The 25,542-nt window shown below is 66.5% G+C and carries 29 protein-coding genes, 1 tRNA gene and 1 other RNA gene; 9 read left to right on the top strand and 22 right to left on the bottom strand.

Annotation, left to right across the window (positions count from 1 at the left end; all coding sequences use genetic code 11):
- Nucleotides 1-11 precede the first annotated feature (11 nt).
- Genes B4L26_RS13200 through mdlC form a run of 3 tightly spaced genes read right to left on the bottom strand, consistent with a single transcriptional unit; the run spans nt 12 to nt 3,586 of the window.
- Complete coding sequence (locus tag B4L26_RS13200; RefSeq protein WP_290719356.1) at nt 12-656, bottom strand: trimeric intracellular cation channel family protein; 645 nt, start codon at nt 654-656, stop codon at nt 12-14.
- 19 nt (nt 657-675) lie between these two features.
- Nucleotides 676-1,944, bottom strand: coding sequence for a lipase family protein (locus B4L26_RS13205; protein ID WP_290719358.1), 1,269 nt, complete (start codon nt 1,942-1,944; stop codon nt 676-678).
- A gap of 10 nt (nt 1,945-1,954) precedes the next feature.
- Nucleotides 1,955-3,586, bottom strand: a complete 1,632-nt coding sequence (gene mdlC, locus B4L26_RS13210; protein WP_290719359.1) for a benzoylformate decarboxylase — start codon at nt 3,584-3,586, stop codon at nt 1,955-1,957.
- A gap of 124 nt (nt 3,587-3,710) precedes the next feature.
- On the opposite strand from mdlC, the gene B4L26_RS13215 reads away from it, so the two are divergent.
- The 3 genes from B4L26_RS13215 to B4L26_RS13225 all read left to right on the top strand — a co-directional run bounded on the left by B4L26_RS13215 (nt 3,711) and on the right by B4L26_RS13225 (nt 5,629).
- On the top strand, nt 3,711-4,652 hold the full coding sequence (locus tag B4L26_RS13215; RefSeq protein WP_290719360.1) for an SMP-30/gluconolactonase/LRE family protein: 942 nt from the start codon (nt 3,711-3,713) through the stop codon (nt 4,650-4,652).
- Nucleotides 4,653-4,754: 102 nt separating this feature from the next.
- Nucleotides 4,755-5,402, top strand: coding sequence for a TetR/AcrR family transcriptional regulator (locus tag B4L26_RS13220; protein WP_290719361.1), 648 nt, complete (start codon nt 4,755-4,757; stop codon nt 5,400-5,402).
- Complete coding sequence (locus tag B4L26_RS13225; protein ID WP_290719362.1) at nt 5,399-5,629, top strand: helix-turn-helix transcriptional regulator; 231 nt, start codon at nt 5,399-5,401, stop codon at nt 5,627-5,629. The genes B4L26_RS13220 and B4L26_RS13225 overlap by 4 nt, the downstream gene beginning before the upstream one ends.
- 4 nt (nt 5,630-5,633) lie before the next feature.
- On the opposite strand, the gene B4L26_RS13230 is transcribed toward B4L26_RS13225, so the two are convergent.
- A complete protein-coding gene (locus tag B4L26_RS13230; RefSeq protein ID WP_290719363.1) occupies nt 5,634-6,308 on the bottom strand; it encodes a TetR/AcrR family transcriptional regulator in 675 nt (224 codons plus the stop codon).
- 149 nt (nt 6,309-6,457) lie between these two features.
- Between B4L26_RS13230 and B4L26_RS13235 the strand changes: the two genes are divergently transcribed.
- Nucleotides 6,458-6,946: a DUF6326 family protein gene (locus B4L26_RS13235; RefSeq protein WP_290719364.1), complete on the top strand. Its 489-nt coding sequence runs from the start codon at nt 6,458-6,460 to the stop codon at nt 6,944-6,946.
- 22 nt (nt 6,947-6,968) lie between these two features.
- Here B4L26_RS13235 and B4L26_RS13240 read toward each other — a convergent pair whose 3' ends face one another.
- From B4L26_RS13240 to pgm, 4 genes are all read right to left on the bottom strand, one after another.
- Entirely contained in the window at nt 6,969-7,325 is a 357-nt protein-coding gene (locus B4L26_RS13240) for a GNAT family N-acetyltransferase (protein ID WP_290719365.1), read from the bottom strand.
- Between the two features lie 60 nt (nt 7,326-7,385).
- Nucleotides 7,386-7,458: transfer RNA gene (locus B4L26_RS13245), tRNA-Ala, on the bottom strand.
- Between the two features lie 108 nt (nt 7,459-7,566).
- Nucleotides 7,567-8,319 carry a DsbA family protein gene (locus tag B4L26_RS13250; protein WP_290719366.1) on the bottom strand — a complete coding sequence of 251 codons (753 nt, stop codon included), beginning with the start codon at nt 8,317-8,319 and terminating at the stop codon, nt 7,567-7,569.
- 101 nt (nt 8,320-8,420) lie between these two features.
- Nucleotides 8,421-10,058, bottom strand: a complete 1,638-nt coding sequence (gene pgm, locus B4L26_RS13255) for a phosphoglucomutase (alpha-D-glucose-1,6-bisphosphate-dependent) (protein ID WP_290719368.1) — start codon at nt 10,056-10,058, stop codon at nt 8,421-8,423.
- A gap of 92 nt (nt 10,059-10,150) precedes the next feature.
- On the opposite strand from pgm, the gene B4L26_RS13260 reads away from it, so the two are divergent.
- Nucleotides 10,151-10,738, top strand: coding sequence for an alpha/beta hydrolase (locus tag B4L26_RS13260; protein ID WP_290719369.1), 588 nt, complete (start codon nt 10,151-10,153; stop codon nt 10,736-10,738).
- Nucleotides 10,739-10,821: 83 nt separating this feature from the next.
- The gene (locus tag B4L26_RS13265) at nt 10,822-12,357 is read left to right on the top strand and encodes an MFS transporter (protein WP_290719370.1); all 1,536 of its coding nucleotides are present in this window, start codon (nt 10,822-10,824) and stop codon (nt 12,355-12,357) included.
- 11 nt (nt 12,358-12,368) lie between these two features.
- On the opposite strand, the gene B4L26_RS13270 is transcribed toward B4L26_RS13265, so the two are convergent.
- From B4L26_RS13270 to B4L26_RS13280, 3 genes are read right to left on the bottom strand one after another with little or no spacing between them, the layout of a single operon-like run.
- Nucleotides 12,369-12,749: a YidH family protein gene (locus B4L26_RS13270; protein ID WP_290719372.1), complete on the bottom strand. Its 381-nt coding sequence runs from the start codon at nt 12,747-12,749 to the stop codon at nt 12,369-12,371.
- On the bottom strand, nt 12,746-13,399 hold the full coding sequence (locus B4L26_RS13275) for a hypothetical protein (RefSeq protein ID WP_290719373.1): 654 nt from the start codon (nt 13,397-13,399) through the stop codon (nt 12,746-12,748). The genes B4L26_RS13270 and B4L26_RS13275 overlap by 4 nt, the downstream gene beginning before the upstream one ends.
- Before the next feature lie 12 nt (nt 13,400-13,411).
- The gene (locus B4L26_RS13280) at nt 13,412-15,754 is read right to left on the bottom strand and encodes an arylsulfatase (protein ID WP_290719374.1); all 2,343 of its coding nucleotides are present in this window, start codon (nt 15,752-15,754) and stop codon (nt 13,412-13,414) included.
- A 148-nt stretch (nt 15,755-15,902) separates the two neighbouring features.
- Between B4L26_RS13280 and B4L26_RS13285 the strand changes: the two genes are divergently transcribed.
- Nucleotides 15,903-16,919 carry an AraC family transcriptional regulator gene (locus B4L26_RS13285; RefSeq protein ID WP_290719375.1) on the top strand — a complete coding sequence of 339 codons (1,017 nt, stop codon included), beginning with the start codon at nt 15,903-15,905 and terminating at the stop codon, nt 16,917-16,919.
- Between the two features lie 84 nt (nt 16,920-17,003).
- On the opposite strand, the gene B4L26_RS13290 is transcribed toward B4L26_RS13285, so the two are convergent.
- The 3 genes from B4L26_RS13290 to ssrA all read right to left on the bottom strand — a co-directional run bounded on the left by B4L26_RS13290 (nt 17,004) and on the right by ssrA (nt 19,423).
- Nucleotides 17,004-17,330: a transglycosylase family protein gene (locus tag B4L26_RS13290; protein WP_290719376.1), complete on the bottom strand. Its 327-nt coding sequence runs from the start codon at nt 17,328-17,330 to the stop codon at nt 17,004-17,006.
- Between the two features lie 224 nt (nt 17,331-17,554).
- Nucleotides 17,555-18,916 (bottom strand): flavin-containing monooxygenase, encoded by a 1,362-nt coding sequence (locus B4L26_RS13295; RefSeq protein WP_290719377.1) that lies wholly within the window; start codon nt 18,914-18,916, stop codon nt 17,555-17,557.
- A gap of 134 nt (nt 18,917-19,050) precedes the next feature.
- Nucleotides 19,051-19,423, bottom strand: a transfer-messenger RNA (tmRNA) gene (gene ssrA, locus B4L26_RS13300).
- Between the two features lie 121 nt (nt 19,424-19,544).
- Between ssrA and B4L26_RS13305 the strand changes: the two genes are divergently transcribed.
- Nucleotides 19,545-19,940, top strand: coding sequence for a hypothetical protein (locus B4L26_RS13305; RefSeq protein ID WP_290719379.1), 396 nt, complete (start codon nt 19,545-19,547; stop codon nt 19,938-19,940).
- Nucleotides 19,941-19,943: 3 nt separating this feature from the next.
- On the opposite strand, the gene B4L26_RS13310 is transcribed toward B4L26_RS13305, so the two are convergent.
- The 8 genes from B4L26_RS13310 to B4L26_RS13345 form a co-directional block, all read right to left on the bottom strand.
- Complete coding sequence (locus tag B4L26_RS13310) at nt 19,944-20,375, bottom strand: hypothetical protein (protein WP_290719381.1); 432 nt, start codon at nt 20,373-20,375, stop codon at nt 19,944-19,946.
- Nucleotides 20,376-20,505: 130 nt separating this feature from the next.
- Entirely contained in the window at nt 20,506-20,976 is a 471-nt protein-coding gene (gene smpB, locus B4L26_RS13315; protein ID WP_290719383.1) for an SsrA-binding protein SmpB, read from the bottom strand.
- Between the two features lie 28 nt (nt 20,977-21,004).
- Complete coding sequence (gene ftsX / locus B4L26_RS13320) at nt 21,005-21,913, bottom strand: permease-like cell division protein FtsX (RefSeq protein WP_290719384.1); 909 nt, start codon at nt 21,911-21,913, stop codon at nt 21,005-21,007.
- Between the two features lie 28 nt (nt 21,914-21,941).
- On the bottom strand, nt 21,942-22,628 hold the full coding sequence (ftsE, locus tag B4L26_RS13325; RefSeq protein ID WP_290719386.1) for a cell division ATP-binding protein FtsE: 687 nt from the start codon (nt 22,626-22,628) through the stop codon (nt 21,942-21,944).
- Nucleotides 22,629-22,695: 67 nt separating this feature from the next.
- Nucleotides 22,696-22,857: a hypothetical protein gene (locus B4L26_RS13330; RefSeq protein ID WP_290719388.1), complete on the bottom strand. Its 162-nt coding sequence runs from the start codon at nt 22,855-22,857 to the stop codon at nt 22,696-22,698.
- A gap of 2 nt (nt 22,858-22,859) precedes the next feature.
- A complete protein-coding gene (locus B4L26_RS13335) occupies nt 22,860-23,759 on the bottom strand; it encodes a mechanosensitive ion channel family protein (RefSeq protein WP_290719390.1) in 900 nt (299 codons plus the stop codon).
- The gene (prfB, locus tag B4L26_RS13340) at nt 23,749-24,873 is read right to left on the bottom strand and encodes a peptide chain release factor 2 (protein ID WP_290719392.1); all 1,125 of its coding nucleotides are present in this window, start codon (nt 24,871-24,873) and stop codon (nt 23,749-23,751) included. Before prfB ends, B4L26_RS13335 begins: the two co-directional genes overlap by 11 nt.
- Nucleotides 24,874-24,906: 33 nt before the next feature.
- The gene (locus B4L26_RS13345; RefSeq protein WP_290719393.1) at nt 24,907-25,257 is read right to left on the bottom strand and encodes a hypothetical protein; all 351 of its coding nucleotides are present in this window, start codon (nt 25,255-25,257) and stop codon (nt 24,907-24,909) included.
- Nucleotides 25,258-25,277: 20 nt separating this feature from the next.
- Here B4L26_RS13345 and B4L26_RS13350 point away from each other — a divergent pair.
- Nucleotides 25,278-25,542, top strand: a 265-nt coding sequence (locus B4L26_RS13350; RefSeq protein ID WP_290719394.1) for an inositol monophosphatase family protein, incomplete at its 3' end; no start/stop codon positions are given.

Raw genomic sequence — 25,542 nt, forward strand, 5'->3', positions numbered from 1 at the left:
GAGGGCTGGCGTCATCGCCGTCGCCACCGTCGGCGAAGAGTCCCCCACGCATCATCGGGGGCCTTCGGCGCGGACCAGCTCCGCCACATGACGACGACCCGGAAGCCGAAGGCCACCGCGACGCCGAGGACCAGCGCCCAGTCCTGACTACGGCCCGCCTCGTCGATGGCGACGGTGAGCGCGGCACCCGCGAACGCAGGGATCGCGACCATCTCGCCGCCCTGCAACAACAGCGGGACCTCGTTGACGAGGATGTCGCGCAGGATGCCGCCGCCCAGACCCGTCGTCACGCCGATCAGCGCGGCAGCGAACGGGCTGGTGCCGGCGTCGACCGCCAATAGGGCCCCGGTCGCGGCGAACAATGCGACGCCGAATGCGTCGAGCACGTCGACGGTGCGTCTCAGCGCGCCAAATTGGGGATGGAAGAAGAAGACGACTGCTGCGGCGGCGGTGGTGACCGTCAGGTTCTCCCAGCCGCGAAAGGTGCTCGGCGGGGTGATCCCCAGCAGGACGTCGCGGGCGACACCGCCGCCCAGCCCGGTGAGGACCGCCAGCGTCCAGATCCCCACGATGTCGAGGCGTTTGCGCACGCCGACGAGCGCGCCGGTCGCGGCGAAGACCGCCATACCGCAGTAGTTGAGAACGGACAGCAGCACCCGATCCTCCTCTATCCGACTAGCGTTCCGCCTCGAGGGTGTCGCGCATCCACCGCAGTACGCCCGGCATCGCCGCGCCGGCCGCGATCATGTGCTCGCCGGGCACCGCCCGATATTCGACGGTGGCGCCGCCGTCGCGCCAGCGCGCGACGAGCTCGGTCACCCCCTCCTCTGGAATGAACTGGTCGCCGAGCAACTTCGAGCGCGAGCCGTGGTAGAGCAGCACCGGCATCTGCGGCGCGGAGGCACCGGGCTTGTTCGCGCCGACGACGGCCTGCGCGATCGGGGACTCGAAGGGCTCCGGGATCACCGCCAGTACGTCCAAGTCGATACGGGCCAATCCCGCCGCCGCCAGCGGTGGCTGCGGGTAGTCCTTGACCAGCGTGGCCAGGTGGAAGGCGAAGTCGCCGAACAATTCCACCATCTCCGGGTACTCGCGCGCCTGCCCGATGGTGGCCGCCGCGAACAGGCCCGCCCCCCAGGCGCCGTTCATGCTCCTGTGCAGGAGCGCGTAGTCGGTGGGCGTGCCGCCGGCGACCGCTCCGGCAAAGCGGAGCTCCGGCGCGTAGTGCGGCTGTTCCTGGGCCGCCCACACCGTCGCGATGGCGCCGCCGCTGTAGCCGTCCATCACCGTCGGCGACTCGGCGAGTTCCGGTGCGATCCGCGTCATACCGCGCACCGAGTCCAACACGGCGTGAGCCGCCATCACCCCCGCCGAGTACGCCATCCTCGGGCCTTCGTGATCGGGCAGCAGCACCGCATAGTTGCGCGCGAGCAGCAACGGCAGGAAGGGCGGCATATCGATGAACACCCCGCGTCCGATCCGGTGCGACGGCGCAGCCTTCAGCCCCAGCGAGTTGATCGGCTGGTTGCGCACGACGACCGGCCGCGGACCACTGCCCCGCCACGGCCGACGGGGCTCGACGAGTGTCGCGGTGACCGGCACCGGGTTGCCCGCGGTATCGGTGGAGGCGACCATGAACCGTCGGATCGAGATCCCGGGCACCGCGATACGCGGCGAAACGCGTTCGACGCGGATGACGTCGCCGTTGACCAGGCCGGTGAGGTCGATCGGATCGGCGTAGAAGCCCGGGCCCGACAGCGGCGTCGGGAGGATGGCAGCGTAGCGGTCTGCGCGCTGGGCGTCGGTCAATCGACGCGAGGCCCAATCGTTGAGGCGGCGCATGACGGCGGGGCTGCGCAGGGCTGTCGCCGAGCCGGCGATACCGGCGGCAGCGGCGCCCGCGGCCGCCAGCGCGGCTTCGGCGGGTAGCGAAAGTTTCGGCATGGTCGGCAGGCTACGTCAGATCCGGAATCGCCGGGTCGATCGGCACCTCGATCAACGTGGGCCCCCGGCGCTCCCAGGCATCGGCGAGTGCCGCCCTGACCTGCTCGGCGGTAGCGGCGACGACGCCGGTCGCCCCGTAGCCCTGCGCCAATGTCGCCGGTTTGATCCCGGGGATGTCCAGGCCGGGCACGTTCGGACTCTTCTCCAGCACGCCGAAGGCCTTCAGGATGGCGTACTCGCCGTTGGTTGGCACGACGACGACCAACGGCAATTCTTGCTGGACCGCCGTGTAGAGCGCCTGCACCGAGTACTGCATCGAGCCGTCACCGATCACGGCGAGGACCGGGCGGTTGCGCCCGCTGTCGCGCTCGGCCAGCGTCAGGCCGACTGCCGCGGGCAGGTCCCAGCCCAGTGCCCCACTGGCGAACGTGTAGAACGAGTCGGGCTTGGTGACCGGCCATTCGGCGTGCAGGTCGGCCAGGTTGGACGGACTCTCCTCGACGAGGACGGTGTCGGGCGGCGACGCTTTGCGCAGCTCGCGGAAGAGTTGGCGCGCCGTCAGCGGCGCGTCATCGGCAGCGTCGTCGACGGAGTCCTCGATCGGCGGGTGCGGTGCCATGGCGTGGCCTTGGCGCTCCACGTCGGCCTGCGTCGACCGCTGTGGGACGAGCGCCGTCAGCGCCTCCAGCGCCAGCACGGCGTCGCCGACGAGACTGTCGCCGACGGGGGCCCGCCCCGACTCCGCAGGATCGGAGGTGATGTGCAACAGACGCGCCCCGTCGGGCACATAGTCGCCGGCCACCCACGGGTAGTACCGGAATACCGCCGCGCCGATCACCAGGATGACGTCGTGGCCAGCCAGTCGCTGCGACAGCAGCCCTTGGGCGAACGGCAGGCCGCCGGCGTAGAGGGGATGGTCCTCGGGGAACGGCGGCCGCTCGCACGCGGGCGCGGCCCACACCTTCACGCCCAGTCGTTCGGCGAAGACGACCGCCTGGTGCCATCCGTCACCGCGGGCCACGTCGGCACCGAGCACCAGCGCGGGATTCTCCGCCGCGGCGAAGGCGGCGGCGAACTCGGCCAGACGGGCGGGGTCGGGCCCGACTCGGCTTGCCACCGAGCGCACCGCCAGCGGCACGGTGCTCTCCTGCCCCCAATCGTCGAGGGGGATGGAGAGGAACACCGGACCGGCCGGGGGTTGCAGGGCGATCGCGTAGGCGCGCATGAAGGCCGCTGGAACGTCGTCGGGGCGGACGGGTTGGTAGGCCCACTTCACATACGGCGCCATGATGGCCTGCGGGTCCTGATTGGAGAGCCACGGCTCCAGCAGCAACATCTCGCGGGTCTGCTGACCGGCGGTGATGATCAGCGGCGTGCGGTTCTGGAAAGTGCTGAGGGTGGCGCCCAACGCGTTCGCCGCCCCCGCCGCGGTGTGGACGTTCACCAACACCGGCTTTCGGGTGGCCTGCGCGTACCCGTCGGCGGCTCCGATGACCGAACCCTCGTGAATGCCAAGGATGTAGCGGATGTCGTCGGGGAAGTCCTGCAGAAAGGTCTCCTCAGTGGACCCGGGGTTGCCAAAGACCGTTGTCAGCCCGAGGTGGCGCAGCAGGTCGAAGGTGACTTCGCGGACGGTTGCCATGGGCGGCCCTTCCTGGGCGTCGGGGGCGGCGGAGCGGGGCGCCGATCAGATCCTCGCCAGACTACGACGACGAGCATCCCCGCACGGGTCGGCCGCGCTGGTCGACCTCGAATAGGCTGATTCAATGTCTCGTCGCATCATCGCGCTATCTGTCCTGGCCTCAACTGTCGCCGCCGCGTCGCTGACCGCCACCGTCGCCGCACCCGCGCGGGCGGACTCGTGTGCCGGCGCCCAGGTGCGGACCTTGATCCCTAGTCCCGGGCTCACCGGCTGGACCGAGAACGCGACGTTCGACGGAGAGCGCAACCTCTGGGTCACGCGCTCGCTGGGCAACGTGGTGGAGCGCTACGACCGCGCCGGACGCCGAACGGCCAGCGTGCCCGTCGAGAGCCCAGGCGCGGTCCGGATGGGTCCGCGCGGACGTCTCTACGTGACCTCCGGAAATTCGCCGCTCAACATGGTCCCGCTGTTACCTCCGTCGGCGACCGTCGTGTCCTTTGACCCGCGTGCAGCGAATCCCCGCCCGACGACCTTCGCGCGCGGATTCGCCATGCCCAATGGATTAACGTTCGACGAGAAGGGCTTCGGCTACGTCGCCGACAGTGGCGTCGGTCGCGGACTCACCCGCATCCGGCCCGACGGCTCGATCGACCGGGCGTGGACGGCCCAGGCGCCTGCAACGCTGCGGCGCGTCGACCTGGTCAACGGCATCGGTATCAACGGCGCCGCGGTCTCCGGCCGCTACGTCTATACGACCCTCACCGAAAGCCTGAGCGGACGAGTCATCCGCGTGCCGATCGACAACCCGGCTGCGGCCTCGGTCGCCGCCGACCTCACCGCTCCCCTGCCCGGCTTTATCGACGACCTCGCCGTGCTCGACGGCGGGAAGCGCCTGGTCGTCACGTCCACCACCGGGCAGGTCTACGTCCTCGCGCCGGCTACCGGCGCGCGTTGCGCGATCAACGCCGGAGTACCGGTCACCGCCGTTGCCGTCGACCCGGCCCATCCTCGTCGGCTCGTCGTCACCAGTGAGGTCGGCGGCGTTTTGGAGATCACGCTGAATTAAATTCCCAATCTTCATGCAACAGATGCAACAAGTGTGTTTGCATCTGTTGCACGACTCTCGACGGCCTCCCTCGGCCGCCTCGCACAACAGTGACGGGCCCATATGCAGACCCTCATCGCCAACTTCGTCTCCGGGATGACCACACGCCCAACGGAAAGCGACCGGACCGAAGCGCTGATCCTCGACGCCACCGGCGCAGAAATCGCCCAGCACGGCTTTGCCAAGGTATCGATGGAATCCATCGCCAAACGGGCAGGGGTCAACCGCGCGACCATCTACCGACGTTTCACCGACCGTGACGGACTTCTGGCCGCCTGGGCGCATCGCGAGGGGATCCAGATGACCGGGCACCTCGTCGCCGCGGTCACCGGCCGACTCGACACACCCGAGCGCATTCGCGCGGGATTCGTGGCGGCCGCCGACTTCGTCCGACAGAACCCCGTCGTCCGCGCCCTGGCCCGCGACAACCCGGCGGCGCTCATCGCCGCATTCTGCGCAGACGATCAGGCACTACTCCGACTCGGTGGCGCGGTGGTGGGCTCTGAGATTCGCGTGTACCAGCGACGAGGCCACGCTTTCGGCCTCGACGCCGACCACACGGGCGAGGCGATCGCCAGATTGCTGGCGAGTTGCCTCCTGATCCCCGGTGGAATCATCGACATCGACGACTCCGACTCGATCCGGTCTTTCGCCGATCGCGCCCTGGTACCGATGCTCATGGCATCGTCGCCCGGAAGTTCAGTGCAGTGAGCTCCGCGAAGCGGCCTCCGCGCACCACCGTCGTCTACCTCAGTCGCGGTGACGTCGCGCGGCGCCTCGGCCTGAGCGAGGACACAATCAAGTCCTACGACCGCCGGGGGTACATGCCGCCGGCTGATGCCAAGATCGGCCGCGTGTACGGCTGGCTGCCCGAGTCGATCGACGAGTGGCAGCGCAATCGCCCGGGCAGGGGCGCACGCACCGACCTCGGCCGCTGAGTGGCTATCCGGTGTCTCGCAACGGCTCGAGAGCGGCGAGCACAAGATCAAGGCCGAAGAGGAATTCCTCCGCCGGGTCGTAACCGGCGGCGACGAGCGCCGCGGCGGACTCGTTGAGGTAGGGGAACTCGTCGGGAGGGAGCTGCGGCAGGTAGACCCCCTCGGTCATGTCGCTGAACTCGTCGGCGCTGTCGAACGGCAGACTGGCCGCCTGCAGAACGAAGCCGTAGACGTAACTGTCGAGCAACCAACCGGCGTGGGTCGCCATGACGACTGAGAAGCCCGCCTTGCGCAAACAGGCGGTGAACGCCTCGCGGTGGCGCAGGTGCGCGGGCCCGGGCGAGGTCCGCGAGTCCATCAGGCCGATCGCCCACGGATGGCGTGCGAGGACCTCTCGCGCAGATACCGCCCGCTGTCGCATCGCCGACATCCAGTCGGTATCGCCGGACGGGAGTTCGATCTGGTCGAAGACGACGTCGATCATCGCGTCGAGCAGTTCGTCTTTGTTCGCCACGTAGTGGTAGAGCGACATCGCACCCGCACCGAGCTCGCCGGCAAGACGGCGCATGCTCAGGCCGTCGGCGCCCTCGCGGTCGGCGAGTCGAACCGCCTCTTCCACCACCCGCGTCTTGCTCAACCCCGCACCGGATGCGGCGTCGGGTTGTTCCTTCGCAGACACGGGCCTCCTTGCTCAATCGAATGCCTTGACCGTCATTCAGCGTACGTCCTTCGTACGGTGTACGCTGCTCGTACATCGTACGACGTACGGTGTACGAGTCATCGACGGACGCAGCTGACGAGTGTCTTCAATACCAAGAAGGAAGAACCATGACCACCCAAACGAACACCCCAAACCAGCTCGACAACCCGCCGATCCCAGTGCAGGCCAAGATCGCCGGCGCGTGGACCAGCTTCATGTTCCTGGTCATCTACGTCGACTACTTCCACCTGTACAAACCCGGTTTTGTCGCGGACCTGTTGGCCGGCACCGTCTTCGAGTTCAACATCGGCCCGACCTTCATGAGCTTCGCGCTCACGCTGATAGCGATCCCGTCGATGATGGTGATGCTCTCCGTGGTGCTACCCGCCCGGGTGAACCGCACCACGAACCTCGTCGTCGCCGCGATCTACATCCCGGTGTCGGTGTTCAACGCTGTCGGCGGGACGTGGGCCTACTCGTACTTCTTCGGCCTCTCCATCGGGCTCGAGGTGCTGCTGCTCGGCTTCATCCTGCGCTGCGCCTGGACGTGGCCGCGCAACGTCGCCAATCCCGCGTTTCCAACTCAACGAGGAGACTGCCAACATCACCGCAAGTAGGATCGCTGCGCGTCGTGTTGGATTAGTGCGTCACATCGAGGCTGTCGGGATCCTCGTGGACGAGCTCCTGATACTGCGGAAAGCGCACCAGGAACGATTGCACGTACGTGCATACGGGACTGATCTTGATGCCCTTGGACGCGGCGTCGTCGAGTACCGACTTCACCAGCAGCCGCGCGAACCCATGCCGCTCATACTGGTCGGTGGCGATGGTGTGCAGAAGGATCAGCGTCCCGTCGTCGAAGCGCCGATAGCCTTCGAGACCGATGAGTTCCTCACCCGACCACAGTTCGAACCGATGACTCGTCAGGTTGTCGCGCAACGTCGGTTCCGGATCGAGTTGTAGCTCCGGCGGCGGGACCGGGATCTCCGTACTCATGATTTCACGGTAGCACCAGAACGGCCTGGTCAGAGTGTCTCTGACCAGGCCGTTCTCGGGTGGAGCTAAGGGGACTCGAACCCCTGACCCCCACACTGCCAGTGTGGTGCGCTACCAGCTGCGCCATAGCCCCGTGTGTAGTTTTCACCAGCGCCTCCGACGGCCGGGGCCGTCTCGAGCGCACTAGCGAAACTACACCATTGCGATCATCGCCTCCAAATCCCGACGGAGGCGGTGATCTCTACTTGGCGTCCTTCAAGATGTCGGCCAACCAGTTCGGGTTGGAGACGTCGACCTTCTTGCCCTCCAGCAGCACCGACGGGGTGCTGACCTGGCCGCCGACGGCCTTGGAAAGCTGATTCATCGACTGCTGCGCGGCCTGCGCGGCAGCCTGCACCTGGGCGCCGGTGGCGATGCAGCGCTGCGTCGAATCGTTGGCACCAGCCTCGCGGGCCAGCTTCGCCAAGTCCTCGTTGGTGTGGTCGGTGCTGCCGCCCTCGACCGGCTGGTTCTCGAACAACAGGCTGTGGAACTTCAGGAACACGTCCTGGTTCTTCTCGCCCGCCACACACTGCATCGCGGCCCCGGCGCGGGTGGAGTAGTCTCGCGACGGCGACGCGTCGTTGAGGAAGTTGAGCATGTGATAGCGGACCCGTAGCTTTCCGCCGCGCACCGCGTCGGCGACGCTCGCGCCCTGCGTCTTCTCGAAGTTGCCGCATGCCGGGCACATCGCATCCTCGAAGATGTCGATGGTCACCGGTGCCGCCGCGGCTCCGACCGTCAGGTCCGTGTTGCCGGCGGTGACGGTGCCGTTGGGGTCCAGACCGGGATCGCTCGAACGGTTGGCGCTCAGCACGACCCCGCCGATGACGAGCGCGGCCACCGCGATCACTCCGACGGTCACCAGGATGTAGGTGAGCACGTTCGACGATGACTGGGGCTTGTAGCCGCCGCCCTTGACCTTGGGAATCGCGGGGCCCGACTTGGCACTCACGTGGTGACTCCTTGCTTCTGATGAATAGCAGTACTGGCCCGCAACGCTACCCGAGCGGCACTGAGACGCTGCTAAGACCTCGGCGGCAAGCCGTCGCAGTCTCAGCCGTCAGCGAGTGCCGCGTCGACCACACCCTGAGCCTCCTCCTGCACGCGGTGCAGGTGCTCCTCGCCGAGGAACGACTCGGCATAGATCTTGTAGACGTCCTCGGTCCCCGACGGCCGGGCCGCGAACCACGCGTTGGCCGTGGTGACTTTCAACCCACCGATGGGTGCGTCGTTGCCGGGGGCGCGAGTCATGACCGCGGTGATCTCCTCGCCGGCGAGTTCGCGCGCGGTGACCCGATCGGGCGTGAGAGCGGCCAGCACCGCCTTCTGCTGCCGGTTCGCCGGGGCGTCGGTGCGCGCGTACGACGAGCTGCCGTAGCGCTGCGCGAGCTCGGCGAAGCGTTGGCTCGGCGTCTGGCCGGTGACCGCGAGGATCTCCGACGCCAGCAGTGCCATGATGATGCCGTCCTTGTCGGTCGACCATGGCCCGCCGTCGAACCGCAGGAACGACGCTCCCGCGCTCTCCTCGCCGCCGAAGGCGATCGTGCCGCTGAGCAGTCCGTCGACGAACCACTTGAAACCGACGGGCACCTCGATGAGGCTGCGTCCGATTCCGGCGACGACGCGGTCGATCAGCGATGAACTCACCAGGGTCTTGCCGACGGCGGCGCCCTCGCTCCACCCGTCGCGGTGGGTGAAGAGGTAGTCGATCACCACCGCCAGGTAGTGGTTGGGGTTCATCAGACCGCCGTCGGGCGTCACGATCCCGTGCCGGTCGGAGTCCGCGTCGTTGCCGGTCGCGATGTCGTAGCGGTCGCGCGCGGCGATCAGCGAGGCCATCGCGTTAGGGGAACTGCAATCCATCCGGATCTTGCCATCGGTGTCGAGGGTCATGAAGCCAAAGGCCGGATCGGTGGTCGGGTTGACCACCTCCAGCGACGGCAGGCACCGCTCTCCGATCGCCGCCCAGTAGTCGACGGATGCACCGCCCAGCGGGTCGGCCCCGATCCGGATCCCGGCACCGGCGATGGCCCGCAGGTCGACAACCGAGTCCAGCGCGTCGACGTAGTGGTCGAGGAAGGAATAGTCGACAGCGGCGGCGCGGGCCTTCTCGAATGGAACACGGCGCACCTCACGCAGGCCGTCGGCGAGGATCTGGTTGGCGCGGACGGCGATCATCGACGTCATCGTTGAATCTGCGGGTCCACCCGACGGCGGGTTGTACTTGAATCCGCCGTCGCGCGGCGGGTTGTGGCTGGGGGTGACGACGATGCCGTCGGCCATCGCGTCGTGCTCGGCGTTGAACTCGAGGATCGCGCGGCTCACCGCCGGCGTCGGTGTCACAGCATCGCCGGCAGCGGTGCGGACCTCGACGCCCCCGGCGACGAGGACCTCCAGGGCGGTGCGCCACGCCGGGACCGACAGTGCATGGGTGTCGAACCCGATGAACAGTGGTCCGGCGATCCCGGCCTGGCGGCGGTATTCCACGATCGCCTGGGTCGTCGCCAGTATGTGGTTCTCGTTGAAAGCCCGGTCCAGACTCGCCCCGCGGTGCCCCGACGTACCGAAGACGACCTGCTGATCCGGGTTGGCGGGATCGGGCGCCAAGTCGTAATACGCGCGCTCGACGGCGTCGACGTCGATCAGGTCCTCAGGAGTGGCCGGCGTACCGGCGCGCGGGTGGGCAGCCATGCCCCAAGTCTGCCACCGTCAGAGCCCGCGACCACCGCGATTATCCTGTCGGGTGACCACCATCCCCTCGATCTTTCGGAGGCTCCCGCCCCATGGCTGCTCGCCTCGGCGTCCTCGTGCTGCCCGGCGGCACCGATTACTCCTACAAGCCGTTCTCCCCGCTGCAGAACTCCGCGCTGCGGATGTACCCGTTCACCTGGTCACTGAAGGCCCGTTTCGGCAGCGCCGTCGACGTCGAGCAGGTCCGCTACCGGGTATACGGCTGGAACGGCGGACAGGCCAGCCCGATGTGGCACGCGCGGGCGGCACTGGACTCGGTCGCACGCCGCAATCCCGGTGCACCGATCGCCGTGATCGGCCACTCGATGGGCGGGCGGGTCGCCGCCCAGCTCGGCGCTGACCGTCGCGTGCTCGGCGTCCTCGGACTCGCACCGTGGTGGCAGTTCGCCGACTGGCGCGAGATCAACGGCGGCGCCAAGGTGCTCGCCCTGCACGGCTCCGCCGACACCGTCACCTACGCGCGGCGCACCGCCAAGGGCATCGCCGAACTGCGCGAACGCGGCGTCGACGCGACGTATGTCGAGGTTCCCGGAGGCGGTCACGCCATGCTCGACCACATCGCCACCTGGCAGGGTTCGGCGCTCGGTTTTGTCGACGACCTGCTGCGCGATGTTCGGTAATCGCGACGGCGCACCGACTGCCGAGTAACCGCGTAACCTCCCCCAAACGGACACTGGTCCGCATCGCACTACGAGGAGGACAAATGGCCGAGCAGGACCCCACACCAGCGACGGCCACCACCGAAACGGTGCGTCCCCTCGAGGTCTCCGACGTGATCGTCGTCGAGAAATCGAAGATGCGCACGGCCCTCTCCGGTGCCTTCGTCGGCAACTTCATGGAGTGGTACGACTTCGGGATCTACGGCTATCTCGCCATCACGATGAAGGAAGTCTTCCTCAAGGAATTCGGCGAGGAACTCGGCTTGACGCTGGCCCTCCTCGGCTTCGCGGTCTCCTTCCTCGTCCGCCCGCTCGGCGGCATCATCCTCGGGCCGATCGGCGACCGGATCGGCCGACAGCGCGTCCTCTACTTCACGATGGCGATCATGGCCAGCGCCACCGCGCTGATCGGATTGCTGCCGACGTCGGACCAGATGGAGTCGTGGTTGGGCGAGGGCAAGGGCATGCTGGTGATCATCCCGCTGTACCTGCTGAAGATGCTGCAGGGCTTCTCCACCGGCGGTGAGTTCGCCGGCGCCTCGACCTACGTCGCAGAGTTCTCCCCCGACAAGCAGCGCGGCTTCTGGGCGTCGATGCTGAACATGGGCTCCTACCTCGGCTTCGCCGCCGGAGCTTCGGTCGTGGCACTGACGACGGTGAGTTTGGGCACCGACACGATGGAAGACTGGGGCTGGCGCGTCCCGTTCCTCGTCGCACTTCCGTTGGGTGCGGTGGCCATCTGGTTCCGCTTGCGCATCCCGGAGACCCCGAGCTTCGAGATGACCGCCGAAGAGCAAGCCGCGGCCGCCGAGGCAGAGGTGAAGCTCGACCCCCACGACCTGCGGGTGCGCCACGGTGTCGGCGGTCTCATCCGCTACTACTGGAAGCCGATTCTCATCGGTATCTCCCTCGTCGCCGCTGAGGGCACAGCGGGTTATGCCCTGACCAGCTACATGCCGACCTACCTGGAGAAAGAGGTCGACGTCGAGCCACTGCAGGCAGCGGTCGCGACGGTCCCGGTGCTGGTCGTCATGTCGCTCATACTGCCGTTCATCGGCCGGTGGTCCGACCGCATCGGCCGAAAGCCGATCTACTACATCGCAGTGCTGTCGACGCTGCTACTCATGCTGCCGGCGTTCAAGATCCTGCAGCAGTCTCACAACCACCGCTGGGTCACGTTCGTCGCACTGGGGATGGTGGCCATCCCGGTTGCCTTCTATGTCTCGATGACCGCCTCGGCGCTGCCCGCGCTTTTCCCGACGGCATCACGGTTCGGCGGCATGGGCCTGACCTACAACATCGCCGCCTCCCTGTTCGCGGGCACGACACCGCTAGTCGCCGATCTACTCGTTAACTGGACCGACAACAAGTTCGCCCCCGCGCTCTACATCATGTTCTTCGCCGCGATCGCACTCTTCGCACTGCGAGCGATGCCTGAGTCCGCGAAGAGGCCATTGCTGGGTTCAGGGCCGACCGTCGCGTCGATCGAGGATGCCGAAGAGCTGGTCGCGACGCAGGACGACAATCCGTACCTCGACAAATCGGCGATGCCGATGCTCCTCGTCGCCGGGAGGTCCTAGCCGTCAGCGCCCTACAGGCGCCATGCGACGGCGACGAGCGCGACCATCCCGAGGATCATGATCAGACCGGCCATGATCCCTGCCAGCGAGAAGGGCAGGTCGGGGTCTTCGCGCCGCATGTCTTTGGACTGCTGAAAGTGCTGGATCGTCGCGAGGACCAGCGCCAGCATCCCGACGATGATCATCGTCAGTCCGACGACGAGCGGACTGGTGATCGTCTCCTTGTGCTCCTCTTGGCGGTATTCGAAGAACTTGAAGATGGTGAACCCGAAGGCGATCAACGAGGTGCTCGTGCGGATCCAAGCCATCGTCGTGCGCTCGAGTGCGAGCCGGGTGCGCTCGAGCGCCAGCTGCGTCGACCGGTCGAACTCGAGGGGTTCGTCAGCGGTCACCGGGCCGTACCGGCGGCCGCCACCCAGTGGTGCGATCGGGCCAGGATCATCACACTGACGACGAGCACCCAGATGGGAAATGCCAGCAGGACCCACTTCGACAGGTCGCTGACGAACAGCAGCGCGACGGCCGATACGTAGGTGAGGACCACCAGCCACGTCGGCATCGTCTTGGTCTTCAACCAGATCGTGGCGAGCGACATCATGAACACCGCACCCATCCGCAAGGCGAAGGTCTTGCTCGCCGACGCGGCGAAGCCGGCGCCGAAGGACATCATCGTCCGACCCGTCTCGGTGTCGGAACCCTTGCTCGCGACCACGACGCCCACTGCCCCGGCGGTGGCCACCAGCATCAGTGCCAAGAACAGCAGACCACTGGCCAGGAAGACCGTCGAATAGAACCGGTCCTCGACCCGGCCCAGGTAGTCCCGCACGACAGCGATGAACCAGAGGAACGCGATCGCAGCAAAGGGCATCAGGTGCGCGGCCAGCGTGATCCGAGAACACAGTTCCGAGGACAAAGGCCCGGTGATGTCCTCCCCGTCGTCGGGCATCGAGCCGTGGAGCAGCACGATGGCAACGCCGAACAACAGGGCGAACAGCACGCCGGCCAAGGCCGCCGCCTTGGGCGTAGTCAATGGATTGGGCACGTCGTCACCTTCTCATGTGTAGGCGACGTGGACCCGGTGGATTCGCCCTTCGAAGGCGAAGGGCGCCCGTTCCCGGTAGTCCATCGATACGGGCGAGCCCAGGCAGGTCCCGATGTCGAGGCAGTCGTTGGCCGTGAACAGTATCGGCACGCTGACAGGTACCTTTCCGGCGGCGACGGTCGTACCGTCGATCGTGACAGTGATGTCAAGTGCCCCAGCCGGACTCGCATCGGTGTGCGTCGTCGTCACAACGAGGGTTGTCCGGCCAGCCGACACCTTCGCCGCCGAACGAATCTTCGTGCGCTGCATGAGGAACAGGTTGTACTCATAGGTGAGGTAGCCATCATCCAAGTAGCAGGTGAGCCCGCCGGCACCCGACCCGAGCGCGTACAGCACCCCACTCGCGTTCTTGGGGATGTCGACGTCCATCGTCACCACATTGTTCTTGGTACCCAACGCCGGGGCGCAGAACTCGGGCATCCGGGTCATGTCCCCGGCGAAATCCCACTCCCGGTAGGGCGGTGCGACTCGCAACTCGGGGTGGTAAACAGGCACCCACAGGCCGCCGCCGACCGGGAGCACCTCGTTCTTCGCAGCCTCCACCATGAAGATCTCTCGCATCTGGGCGAGCTTTTCGGGCTGCTCGGCGGCCAAGTCATGTGCTTGCGACCAGTCCTCGTCGAGGTTGTACAGCTCCCAGACGTCCTCGTCGGGCGTCCAGGTGGCCATGCCTGGAGGCAGTCCCGGCACCCATGGCAGCCGCGGACCGGCGGCACCGGCCAACCAGCCCTCGTGATAGATGCCGCGGCTGCCCATGATCTCGAAGTACTGCGTTTCCTTGCCGCCCGCTGCTGTCCGATCGGTCAGGGTCGCGGCGAAGCTGGCGCCCGCAATCGGCATCTGCGGCTCGCCGTTCACCGTCTGCGGCGGGACGATTCCAAGGATCTCGTAGATGGTCGGCACGACGTCGTTGCAGTGCAGGAACTGATCGCGCGGCACCGCGTCGGGCTTGATCTTGGCCGGCCAGCGGATCGCCATCGGATTGCGGGTTCCACCCAGGTGCGAGGCCATCAGCTTCATGCCCTTGTACGGCGTGCTGCCCGCCCACGCCCACGCGGCGTTGTACTGGTTGTCCACGAGCGGCGAGCCCAGCACATCGAGACCACCGAGTTCGTCGAGCGCATCGATATGCTGGCGCACCGTTGTCGGGATGCCGTTCTGCGCGAGCAACTCGGAGATGGTGCCGTTCTGGCCCTCACCCGACGATCCGTTGTCACCCCAGATATAGACGAACAGGGTGTTGTCCGCGTAGCCGAGTGCTTCGAGTTCGTCGTTGAGTCGGCCGACCTGGACGTCGACGTGCTCGCCGAAACCAGCGGCGACTTCCATCAACCGGCGCTGGAACGGCTTCTCGTCGTCGGGGATGTCGTCCCACGCCGCCATCTGCTCGTGGCGCTCGGTGAGCTCGCAATCCTGCGGGATCCAGCCCTTTTCCTTGGCGCGGGCGTACACGCGGTCGCGGTAGGCGTCCCAGCCGTCGTCGAACTTGCCGGCGTACTTGTCGGCCCACTCCTTCATGATGTGGTGCGGGCCATGCAAGCAGCCGCTGGCCCAGTACATGAAGAACGGTTTGTCGGCGTTGAACGCCTTGTGCTGGCGCAACCAGGAGATGGCCTCGTCGGCCAGGTCTTCGGAGAGGTGGTAGCCCTCCTCTGCGGTGCGGGGAGGTGGAACGATCGTGGTGTTGCGGACGAGGTTGGGCTCGTACTGCGACGCCTCACCGGCGAGGAAGCCGTAGAAGTGCTCGAACCCCAGCCCGGTCGGCCAGTTGTCGAACGGCCCGGCCGCGGTGGTCTCCTCGGCGGGCGTGTTGTGCCACTTGCCGAAGGCCGACGTCGCGTAGCCGTACTGGCGGAGCACCTCGGCGACGGTGGCACTGGACCGAGGGATCTTGCCCGCGTAGCCGTCCCAGTCGTTGGCCAGTTCCGCGATTTGGCCGTTGCCGATCTCGTGGTGGTTGCGCCCGGTCAGCAGCGACGCGCGCGTCGGCGAGCACATGGCCGTCGTGTGGAACCGGTTGTAGGTGACACCCTCGTCGCAGATCTTGTCCAGCGTCGAGGTCGTGACCTCGCCGCCGAACGTCGACGGCAGGCCCGGGCCGGCGTCGTCGATGAGGACGATGACGATATTGGGCGAGCCGTCGTGCAAGCGCTTGGGGATCTGACGCGGATGGTAGGTCGACTCCTGCAGGGTTCGACCCGCGATGCTGCCCGACGGCACCGGCGGGAAGGGCAGTACGCCGCCGTCGGGCAGCACCGGTGAGATCACGCCGTCATCGGCCGTCTTCGAAGCCATCGGGACTCTCCTAGTCTCGGCAAACCGCCAGGTACGAGGGGTACGAGATGGGGACCGCCCGGCACGGCCCCCATCCCGGGACTCACGCTAGGCGGCAACGGGACTGCGGGTCTTGACACTTCAAGACAGATACTTGACAGTTCAAGACATGCCCCTGATTCGCGGTACCGCACTGGTCGAATTCCCCGAGCTGATCACACAGCTCGGCGGCGACCCGCTGAGTTTCATCGAGTCAGCCGGTCTCGATTACGCGGACATCGGCCGCCACGACCGATTCATCTCGCTGCCGGGCGGGATCCGGGCGCTCGAGGACGCGTCAGCATCCTTGGACGTACCCGATCTCGGCCGGCGCCTGGCCACGCGACAGGGGATCGACATCCTCGGCCCGGTCGGCCTGGCCGGACGCAACGCGGAAACCGTGGCCGAGGCCTTCGCCATCTTCGACCGGTTCATGGCCGCGTACAGCCCATCGATCAGCGCACGCATGGTGCCGGACCCCGCCGCCGCCGATCGCTACCGTTTCGAGTTCGACTACTTGCTCAAGCCCGAACCGTGGAGCCAGGCAATCGAACTCTCCATGGGCGTGGTCCTCAAGCTTCTTCGCCTCTTCCTCGGCCCGACGTACTGCCCCCTCGCCGTCCACCTCCCGCACGCCCCGCTGTCTTCGCCCGATTCCTACCGCGGCTACTTCGGCTGTCGCGCGGAGTTCTCCGAACCGGTGGCCGCGTTTACGCTCCGAACCAGCGACTTGGAGCGACGCCTGCCAACCGATCGGTTGGCACATCAGACGGCAATCGATTTCCTGTCGTCCACCGTCGGCGACTACAACACCACGACGAGCGCCGCTGCGGGCACCCTGATCCGGCAACTCTTACCGTCGGGCGCAGTCCGGCTCGACGACGTCGCGCGCTACCTCGACCTCCACCCGAAGGCGCTTCAGCGCAAACTCACCGCCGAGGGAGTCAGCTTCGAGGACCTGGTCGATACCACGCGTCGCGAGACCGCCAGAAGACTGCTGCTCGACACCGACATGAGCCTGGACCACCTCTGCCGTGAACTCGGCTACGCCGAACAGAGTGTGCTCACCCGGTCCTGCCGCCGATGGTTCGGGATGCCGCCCACCGCTTTCCGGAAGAGTGCGGGCGCGCGCACCGTCGAGGATTGACCTCGTAACGCAGAACGAGCGCGGTCGCAGGTGGATTTGTCATCCACCAGCGACCGCGCCCGACGTTCTGCGCGGTATCAGCTCTTAGCTGTACAGACGGCTACCGCACGACGGCCACGCGCCGATGCCCTGGCTGGCCAAGGTGTTCTCAGCGACGCGGATCTGCTCTTCGCGGGTGGCGGTGTGGGGCATGCCGGTACCACCGTTGGCCTGCCACGTGCTCGGGCTGAACTGCAGCCCGCCGTAGTAGCCGTTGCCGGTGTTGATGCCCCAGTTGCCGCCGCTCTCGCACTGCGCGACGGCGTCCCAGTTGCCGCTGGCGGCATTGGCGGTGGCAACGATGCCGGCCGCGGGGGCGATGATCAGCGCGCCGGCGATGGCGGTGCGAGCGGCGAGTTTGGTGATGTTCATGGTGTGTACTTCTCCTCGTCGTGCCCGAATGATCTGCTCCGGGCTTGTTACGAGAAGCGAACCTACGGCCTTTCCGTGCAAACGTCATATCGGCCCGATACATGTTTGCACGCGCAATTCTTCGGCATTTCTGCGCATTTCCCCAGTTCAGATACGTTATCGTTCTGTTATACAGCCGTGATTGTCCCTATATTCTCTGTGAGGCGACTCACGGCTGAGCAGGGCTAATCGTGACCGTCGCCACAGTGGGACAGCGAGTCGGCGAACCCCGGGGTCAGGGGAACGAAGCCGGTCTTCTTCACGACCCGCGCAATGTTCTTCCTGATCGTCTTCGAGTCGATGTAGCCCTTGTGCCGATCCGACTCGACAAGCGCGAGGCCGCCGCTCAGGTCGGGGTTGTCCCTCACGATGAGGTCGTCGAATCGAGCGGCCAGGGCGGGGGCGCGATCCTGTGCGGCGACGTACTGCGCCACCAGGTTCGAGATGTTGTCGAACAGCGTGTAGGCGCTTGAGTTGGTCTCGATGTAGCCGAGGGTGAACAAGTTCTTGTGAGTACGGTTGAACGCCGTCAAGTACTGGGCGGGACGGTCACCGTTCCATGCGAAGTAGCTCTCGTCGACGTAGGGGATCGTCATTTGATACCCGGTCGCGTAGAGGACCAGGTCGACCTGCTCGCGACTGCCGTCGACGAACACGACGTCGGGACCGTCGAAGTGGTCGATCTCCGGGACCACCGTGAGGTCGCCGTGCTGGAGGTGGTGCAGCAATTGGCTGTTCAGGAGCGGATGGGATTCAAAGAGCCGGTGGTCGGGCTTGGGCAGCCCCCACCGCGTCAAATCGCCGACGATCAGCCGGAGCAGCCCAGTCATCACCGGACGTTCGATCCAGCGCGGGATGGCGACGGGCCCGTCGTCGAGTTGGTCCACGGGCACACCGAATAGGTGTTTGGGAATGACGTGGTAGCCGCGGCGGGTGCTGATGAACGCCACGTCGGCGTGCTGTGCGGCGTCGCAGCCGATATCGGCAGCCGAGTTTCCCAGGCCGACGACGAGCACTCGCTTGCCTTGGAATTCACGGGCGCTCCGATGCGTCACCGCATGCCTGATCTCACCGTCGAATTCACCCAGGTGCTGCGGCATCCGCGGGGACCAGTTCGTGCCGGAAGCGCAGACCACCCCCTTGTACCGGCGGGTTGTGCCGTCGTCTGTCGTGACGAGCCAGCCATCGCCATCCTCCTCAACGCGCGCGACACCGTTGTTGAACTCGATCCCGTCGACAAGCCCGAAATCGTCGGCGAAGGACTGCGTGTATTGGAGGATCTGCTTGCGGGTCGGGTAGTCGGCGAACGACTTGGGCATCGGATAGTCGTAGAAACCCGACATGTCGCGGGAGGAGATGAAGTGGGCCGACTCGTACATCGGGCTACCCGGGTTCTCGATGTCCCAGATGCCCCCGACACCACTGTGTCGCTCGAATTGGTCGTAGTCGACGCCGTAGATGCGGAACATCCGAGCGACACTCAGGCCAGCCGGACCGGCACCCACGATTGCGACGGCGGCACTGCGGTCGACGATGTTCTCCGTCATGGTCAACCATCCTTGCAAATCCAACACGGCTGGGGGCTGTCCCACACAAGCCGGCGTCGTAGGCCTACCCGCCACGTTGGAAACGTGCTCGGTGCATGAGAAAGGCCCCCGACCGTGCCGGTCGGGGGCCTTTGCCGTGGAGCTGCCGGGAATTGAACCCGGGTCCTCCGCCGCTTCACTGGGGCTTCTCCGTGTGCAGTCCGCTGTGTCTCTACTTGGATCTCTCGGACACGCGAACAAGCCGAGATGACGATCCCAGTCGCTGTGTGATGTCCCGACCCCGTCCGCGACCGGCGGAGTCGGTGAGTTCCCTAAGCTGATGCCGGCATCCGGGTGTGGGAACACCACCCGGGCCGACAGACTAGCTTCGCTGCTTAGGCAGCGAGAGCGTAGTCGCGCTGATTGGAATCGGCGCTTAATTGGTTGCTGCGACGCTCACGGTGGTCTCTAGCCTGCACCGACACGCTTCCCCCAACTCGACGCACAGAGTCGAAACCGATCAGCCCCGAGCGGGATCCGCCGCGGGTGCGGCGGACTACCCAGTGTAACCATCGGGGTCGGACAATTCATCCTGATATCCCCCGGACGATAAGTAGTGTCAGCTCCACCTCTTTCGAAGGAGCCGCCCATGAAACTCCGGATCGCGGCAGTCACCGCCGGAATCGCCCTCGCGATCGTCGCCCCCGTCACGACGGCCTCGGCCGCCGGACCGACGATGTCGGCGCATTCGCAGGACGCCGGCCCCTTCGGCATCGGAGTCGTCGTGACGCTGACGAACACCGGCAGTCGGACCATCGGCGGCTGCGTCTTCGGATTGCGCCAAGGCGGCCACGCTCCCGTCGCGCCGGGCCAGTTGCAGGCGGGCCGGATCCCCGTCGGATCGACGTGGTCGGGTGCCTTCCCGCCGGTCCCAGCCGGCAAGTACAGGGTGAGCGCGCGCTGCTACGACCCGTTCCAAGGGCCATCGGACGTCGTCACGCCGAACTACTTCTGGAACGGCGAAGCCCCCGTCGCCTCCTGGTAGGCCTCACACGATCTGCAGCAGCAGGGTGTCCCCTGCCCCGACGATCCCGCCGAGCTGACCGTCGTGCGAGGTGTACTCGCGCTCGGTCCATGCGTCGATAGCACGGATCTGCCCGACAAGACCGAGTGCCCCAGTGGCGACGGTGACCTCCTCCGGTTCGTCGCGACGATTGGTCAGCGACACGATGAGCCCCTTCGTCCCGATCGCGCGTGAGCGGATGAGGACGGCCGGGTCGTCACGAACGGTTCCACCGACGGCGAGTCGGTCGTCGGCCGCCAACGCCACGACGGCGCTGTTGTCGATGACGGCACGGACATCTGGCGATAGACGGCCGGGCGAGCGGCTGATGACCCACGATCGCGGGACCATGACTGCAGCCGTGAGTTCGGTGCGCAACTGTGCAGGGTCGGTGTCCGGCGACACCTGCACGGTCATGGTGGATTGGGGTGCAGGCGCGTCACGTTGGGTCGAGCAGCTGACCGAGAACACGCTCAGGACAACGGCCACGACGAGGAGCACCAGCCGGTTGCGCGCAGCATCGATCGGCCCGTTCCGAGGCACCGAGCTACATGCCCTTGACCCGACGGCCCAGCTCGCGCTCGACCTCGCGGCGCGCAGTGCGCTTGGCGATGTCCTGACGCTTGTCGTGGGCCTGCTTGCCGCGGGCCAGCGCCAACTCCACCTTCACGCGGCCGTCGCTGAAGTACAGCGACAGCGGCACCAGCGTCAGATTCCCGTCGCGGACCCGGCCGACGAGGTTGTCGATCTCGCGCCGGTGCAGCAGCAGTTTGCGGTTACGCAGCGGCGAGTGGTTGGTCCACGAACCCGACCCGTACTCGGCGATGTGCAGCCCACGCAGCCACACCTCACCGTCGTCGATGGTCGCAAACGAGTCGACCAGCGACGCCTTGCCGTCGCGCAAGCTCTTCACCTCGGTGCCGAGCAGGGCGACTCCCGCCTCGTAGGTGTCGAGGATGGCGTAGTTGTGGCGCGCCTTTCGATTGGTCGCGATCACCTTGCGACCCTTTTCCTTCACCGCCGGTCCTTTCCGCGTGGTTGCGCGATCACTCGCGCACGTACCACCGCAGAGTGACATATGACGTCACGCTCGCCAACACAATTCCGGTCAGCAACAGCCACGGCGACACGAACAGGACGTCCTCGTTGGTCACCCGAGCCAGGATGTTGACGCCGTAGAGGTCGTTGAGCGCTTCGTCGAAGAAGAACTTCTTGCCGATGAGCAGCCCGACGACGGCCAGCACGGTGCCGATGGTCGCGGCCACGACCGCCTCGATGAGGAATGGCAGCTGCGTGTACCAGCGCGTCGCGCCCACCAGGCGCATGATCGATACCTCGGTGCGCCGGGTGTACGCCGCCATCTGGACGGTGTTGGCGATCAGCAGCACCGCCACGACACCCAGTATCAGCGACAGCACGAACGCCGCATTGCGGGCTCCGCGCAGCACGCTGAACAACCGGTTGACGAGCTTGCGCTGGTCCTGCACGCCGTCGACGCCCAGGTCCCGACGCTGGGCGAACTTGTCGATGACCTCGCCGTACTTGTCGGGATCGTTGACCTTGACGCGGAACGACGCGGGCATCGTGTCGGGCTCCACCGCGTCGGCCATCTCCGGCGAGTTCTTGAACGCTTCCTTGGCGGCCTTGTAGGCCTCTTCGAGATTGACCCAGGTGACGTTGGTGACGCCGGGTTCCTTCTTCAACTCGTCACGCAGCTGCGAGCACGGCGCGTTCTCACAGTTCGGATCGGCGCGGGCGACGTCGTCGTTGACGAAGATCTGCAACTCGACGCGGTTGAAGAAGATCTGCTCACTCTTGGTCGCCATCTGCATGACCAGCAGGCCCGATCCCAGCATGCCCAGCGTGATCGCGGTGGTGAGGATCATCGCAACGGTCATGGTGACGTTGCGGCGCAGCCCGTTGAGGACTTCGGTGATGATGAAATTGGCGCGCATGTTTGCTGCTCTCCTCGAATGTGGTGCGTCAGCCGATGCCGTACACGCCGTGCTTGTCGTCGCGGACCAGGTGGCCGTTGTCGAACTCCAGGACCCGCCGTCGCATCGCATCGACGATCTGGCGGTCGTGGGTCGCCATGACGACGGTGGTGCCGCGCCGGTTCACACGGTCGAGCACCTCCACGATCTCTTGGCTGGTGATGGGGTCGAGGTTGCCGGTTGGCTCGTCGGCCAGCAGCACCACCGGACGGTTGACGATGGCCCGGGCGATCGCCACGCGCTGCATCTCACCGCCGGACAGTTCGTTGGGCATACGGTCGGCCTTGCCGGCCAGGCCCACGTACTCCAAGACGTCGGGCACGATCTGGTTGATCGTCGACGCCGGCTTGCCGATCACCTCGAGTGCGAAGGCGACGTTCTCGGCCACCGACTTCTGCTGCAGCAACCGGAAGTCCTGGAAGACACAACCGATCGACTGGCGCAGCTTGGGGACCTGCCGGGCCCGCAGCGAGTTGACGTGGTACTCGCCGATCCAGATGTCACCCGATGTGGGCTTGTCCTCCTTGAGGAGCATCCGGAAGAAGGTCGACTTGCCCGATCCCGACGGTCCGATGAGAAAGGCGAACTCCCCCTTGCCCACCTCGAGGCTCACGTTGGACAGCGCCGGCCGCGTCGAGGCCTTGTACTGCTTGGTGACGTTCTCCAGCTTGATCACGGGATGCCAGTGTAGCCACGGCGCCTGAGCAGGCTCCTCAGGCGCGCCGCCGCCCCCCGACCACGCGCTAGTGCGTCGAGGGCACTTTTTCGATGGTGATCGTCGGGCGCGCGGGCCCGTTGCGCGCGTCGTCGTCGGGGAGGGTGTACAGGTACACCGCGAGTAGGCCGACGAAGAGGGCCGACAGGATGATCGTCGACATGTGCTTGCGACTCCACGTACGGCTCATCGCTACTCCTCGTCTTCGGGCGTGTCCGGGTTGTAGCCCGAACGGACGTCGATGCCGGCCTGCCGCAACGCCTCGATCAGGAAGATACGCAGGTCGCGGCTCACCTCGAACTGTTTTCCGGGCAGGGTGCGCGCGACGATGCGGATGGTGTAGGTATCGGCCCCCATCTCGATGACCCCCAGCGGCACCGGGGCGTCGAGGAGTAGCGGCCCGTAGTCCTTGTCCTTGCGGAACGACTCGCCGATGTCGGCCAGTTTGCTGTTCACCACCCGCAGGTCGACGTGGGCGGCGAAGTCGACATCGACGACGGCCCGCGCCCAGTCCTTCGATTGGTTGATCGCGGCGATCACCTGGCCGTTGGGAACGGTGATGAGCTCGCCGTCGATGGTCCGCAGCCGTGTGACGCGCAGCGAGACGTCCTCGACGTGGCCCTCTTTCTGGACGGCACTGGGCAGCACGAGGCAAACCAGGTCGCCGTACCCGTACTGCTTCTCGGTGACGACGAAGAAGCCGGCCATCAGGTCTTGCACGATGCGCTGCGCACCGAAACCGAGGGCGGCACCGAGCAAGGCGCCCGGACCGACGAGACCGGCCACCGGGACACCGAGCATCGTGAGGACGCGAACGGCGACGATAAGCGCGATCAAGGAGATCAACGTCCAGCGCACCACCTGCAGCATCGCTCGCAGGTACTTGGCGTTCTCGGCCATGACCAGGGCGTCGCCGGTCGTCGAGTGCGCGGTGACGCGGGTCTCGAAGCGCTCGAGCACCCAGTCGACGAACTTGGCGAGGAGTGTGCCGCCGATGATCCACAGCGACGCCGGTAGCGCGGTGATGTACAGCCAGTCGCCCAGGTGGTGCAGTGCGCGGCCGGTCGAGTCCACCAGACGGTCAGTCTGCATCGTTGCCGCCGTCAGCCATCCGCCAGCGGATGCCGGCCTCGATGAAGTCGTCGATCTCACCGTCGAGCACGGCGGTCGGGTTGTTGTTCTCGAGGTTGGTCCGCAGGTCCTTGACCATCTGGTACGGGTGCAGCACGTAGGAGCGCATCTGGTTGCCCCAGCTCGCCCCGCCATCGCTCTTGAGGGCGTCCATCTCGGCGCGTTCCTCGGCGCGCTTGCGCTCGAGCAGCTTGGCCTGCAGCACCCGCATCGCCGACGCCTTGTTCTGCAGCTGGCTCTTCTCGTTCTGACAGGTGACGACAATGCCGGTCGGGATGTGCGTCAGGCGCACCGCGGAGTCAGTCGTGTTCACCGACTGCCCGCCCGGGCCCGACGAGCGGTACACGTCGACCTTGATGTCGTTCTCGTCGACGTCGATGTGGTCGGTGGTCTCGACGACGGGGAGGATCTCGACCTCGGCGAAGGACGTTTGCCGGCGGCCCTGGTTGTCGAACGGACTGATCCGGACCAGTCGGTGGGTGCCCTGCTCCACCGACAGCGTGCCGTACATGTAGGGCGCCTTGACGGTGAAGGTGGCGCTCTTGATCCCGGCCTCCTCGGCGTAGGAGGTGTCGTACACCTCGACGCCGTATCCGTGTGCCTCGGCCCAGCGGATGTACATGCGCATCAGCATCTGCGCCCAGTCCGCGGCGTCGACGCCACCGGCACCGGAGCGGATGTTCACCAGGGCGTCGCGCTGGTCGTATTCGCCGGCCAGCATCGTCTTGACTTCCATCGCCTCGATGTCGCCGCGCAACGATTCACGCTCGGCGTCGGCGTCGGCCAGGGCCGTCGCACGATCGTCGCCCTCCTCTGCGTCGGCCAGTTCGTAGTGCACCGGCAGATCGTCGAGTCGCTGGCGCAATTCGGTGACGCGCCGCATCTCGGCCTGGGCGTGCGACAGTGCGCTGGTGACCTTCTGCGCGTGGTCCTGGTCGTTCCACAGCTCGGGGTCGGACGCCTGCATTTCCAGTTCGTCGATCCGCCGACGGAGCTCCTCGAGGTCGAGGACCTTCTCGACGGTCGTCAACGTCGCGTCGAGGGCTTCCAGGTCGGCGGTCACATCAGGCTGCACAAGTCCTCAGCCTACCGAGCACACGATGCCCGGTTACTGCGGGTCGGCGGCGATCACCCACGACGAGTCCACCTTGCGCGGGTCGTAGCGCACCGGCATGTCCTGCCCGATCTGCGGCCAGGGCGCGTCCAGCGACCACACGAACCCGCCGTACACCTCGGTGGGCGCGATGTCGGGGCCCAAGACGGTGCCGGAGACGGTGACGAACGCCTGCCCGTTCTTGTCTCCCGCGTCGGGGCGGGGGCTCACGCCGGTCAGGGTCAGCGTCCCGGCGCTCATCGCGGCGAGCTTCGCCGCCGATGGCTGGCGCCCGCCGCGCAGGTTGATGATCAAGGCGACCGCGACGGCGGCCAGGGCGATCGCTACGACCAAACCGATGAGCATGACCGATACCCTATTTGCTCATGACCGACCTAGCCACCGCCTTGGCACTCGCCGACGCCGCCGATGCGCTCACCCTGCCGCGCTTCGGCGCGCTCGACCTGCAGGTCGACACCAAACCCGACTTGACGCCGGTGTCCGACGCCGACCTGGCCTGCGAGACTCTGCTGCGCGATCGGATCGGGACGGCGCTGCCCAACGACCGGATCCTCGGCGAGGAGTTCGGCGGCGAGGCGCTGGCGGTCGGGCGTCAGTGGGTGATCGACCCGATCGACGGCACCAAGAACT

Origin of the sequence: Gordonia sp. UBA7599 (assembly GCA_002477755.1) — a bacterium.
Taxonomy (GTDB): Bacteria; Actinomycetota; Actinomycetes; order Mycobacteriales; family Mycobacteriaceae; genus Gordonia.

Excerpts from the sequence above, each read along its gene's own strand:
- B4L26_RS13205 (WP_290719358.1), bottom strand. The coding sequence starts at position 1,944 with ATGCCGAAACTTTCGCTACCCGCCGAAGCCGCGCTGGCGGCCGCGGGC.
- mdlC (WP_290719359.1), bottom strand. The coding sequence starts at position 3,586 with ATGGCAACCGTCCGCGAAGTCACCTTCGACCTGCTGCGCCACCTCGGG.
- B4L26_RS13215 (WP_290719360.1), top strand. The coding sequence starts at position 3,711 with ATGTCTCGTCGCATCATCGCGCTATCTGTCCTGGCCTCAACTGTCGCC.
- B4L26_RS13220 (WP_290719361.1), top strand. The coding sequence starts at position 4,755 with ATGCAGACCCTCATCGCCAACTTCGTCTCCGGGATGACCACACGCCCA.
- B4L26_RS13235 (WP_290719364.1), top strand. The coding sequence starts at position 6,458 with ATGACCACCCAAACGAACACCCCAAACCAGCTCGACAACCCGCCGATC.
- B4L26_RS13240 (WP_290719365.1), bottom strand. The coding sequence starts at position 7,325 with ATGAGTACGGAGATCCCGGTCCCGCCGCCGGAGCTACAACTCGATCCG.
- pgm (WP_290719368.1), bottom strand. The coding sequence starts at position 10,058 with ATGGCTGCCCACCCGCGCGCCGGTACGCCGGCCACTCCTGAGGACCTG.
- B4L26_RS13260 (WP_290719369.1), top strand. The coding sequence starts at position 10,151 with ATGGCTGCTCGCCTCGGCGTCCTCGTGCTGCCCGGCGGCACCGATTAC.
- B4L26_RS13265 (WP_290719370.1), top strand. The coding sequence starts at position 10,822 with ATGGCCGAGCAGGACCCCACACCAGCGACGGCCACCACCGAAACGGTG.
- B4L26_RS13280 (WP_290719374.1), bottom strand. The coding sequence starts at position 15,754 with ATGGCTTCGAAGACGGCCGATGACGGCGTGATCTCACCGGTGCTGCCC.
- B4L26_RS13285 (WP_290719375.1), top strand. The coding sequence starts at position 15,903 with ATGCCCCTGATTCGCGGTACCGCACTGGTCGAATTCCCCGAGCTGATC.
- B4L26_RS13290 (WP_290719376.1), bottom strand. The coding sequence starts at position 17,330 with ATGAACATCACCAAACTCGCCGCTCGCACCGCCATCGCCGGCGCGCTG.
- B4L26_RS13295 (WP_290719377.1), bottom strand. The coding sequence starts at position 18,916 with ATGACGGAGAACATCGTCGACCGCAGTGCCGCCGTCGCAATCGTGGGT.
- B4L26_RS13305 (WP_290719379.1), top strand. The coding sequence starts at position 19,545 with ATGAAACTCCGGATCGCGGCAGTCACCGCCGGAATCGCCCTCGCGATC.
- B4L26_RS13310 (WP_290719381.1), bottom strand. The coding sequence starts at position 20,375 with ATGACCGTGCAGGTGTCGCCGGACACCGACCCTGCACAGTTGCGCACC.
- ftsX (WP_290719384.1), bottom strand. The coding sequence starts at position 21,913 with ATGCGCGCCAATTTCATCATCACCGAAGTCCTCAACGGGCTGCGCCGC.
- B4L26_RS13330 (WP_290719388.1), bottom strand. The coding sequence starts at position 22,857 with ATGAGCCGTACGTGGAGTCGCAAGCACATGTCGACGATCATCCTGTCG.
- B4L26_RS13335 (WP_290719390.1), bottom strand. The coding sequence starts at position 23,759 with ATGCAGACTGACCGTCTGGTGGACTCGACCGGCCGCGCACTGCACCAC.
- B4L26_RS13345 (WP_290719393.1), bottom strand. The coding sequence starts at position 25,257 with ATGCTCATCGGTTTGGTCGTAGCGATCGCCCTGGCCGCCGTCGCGGTC.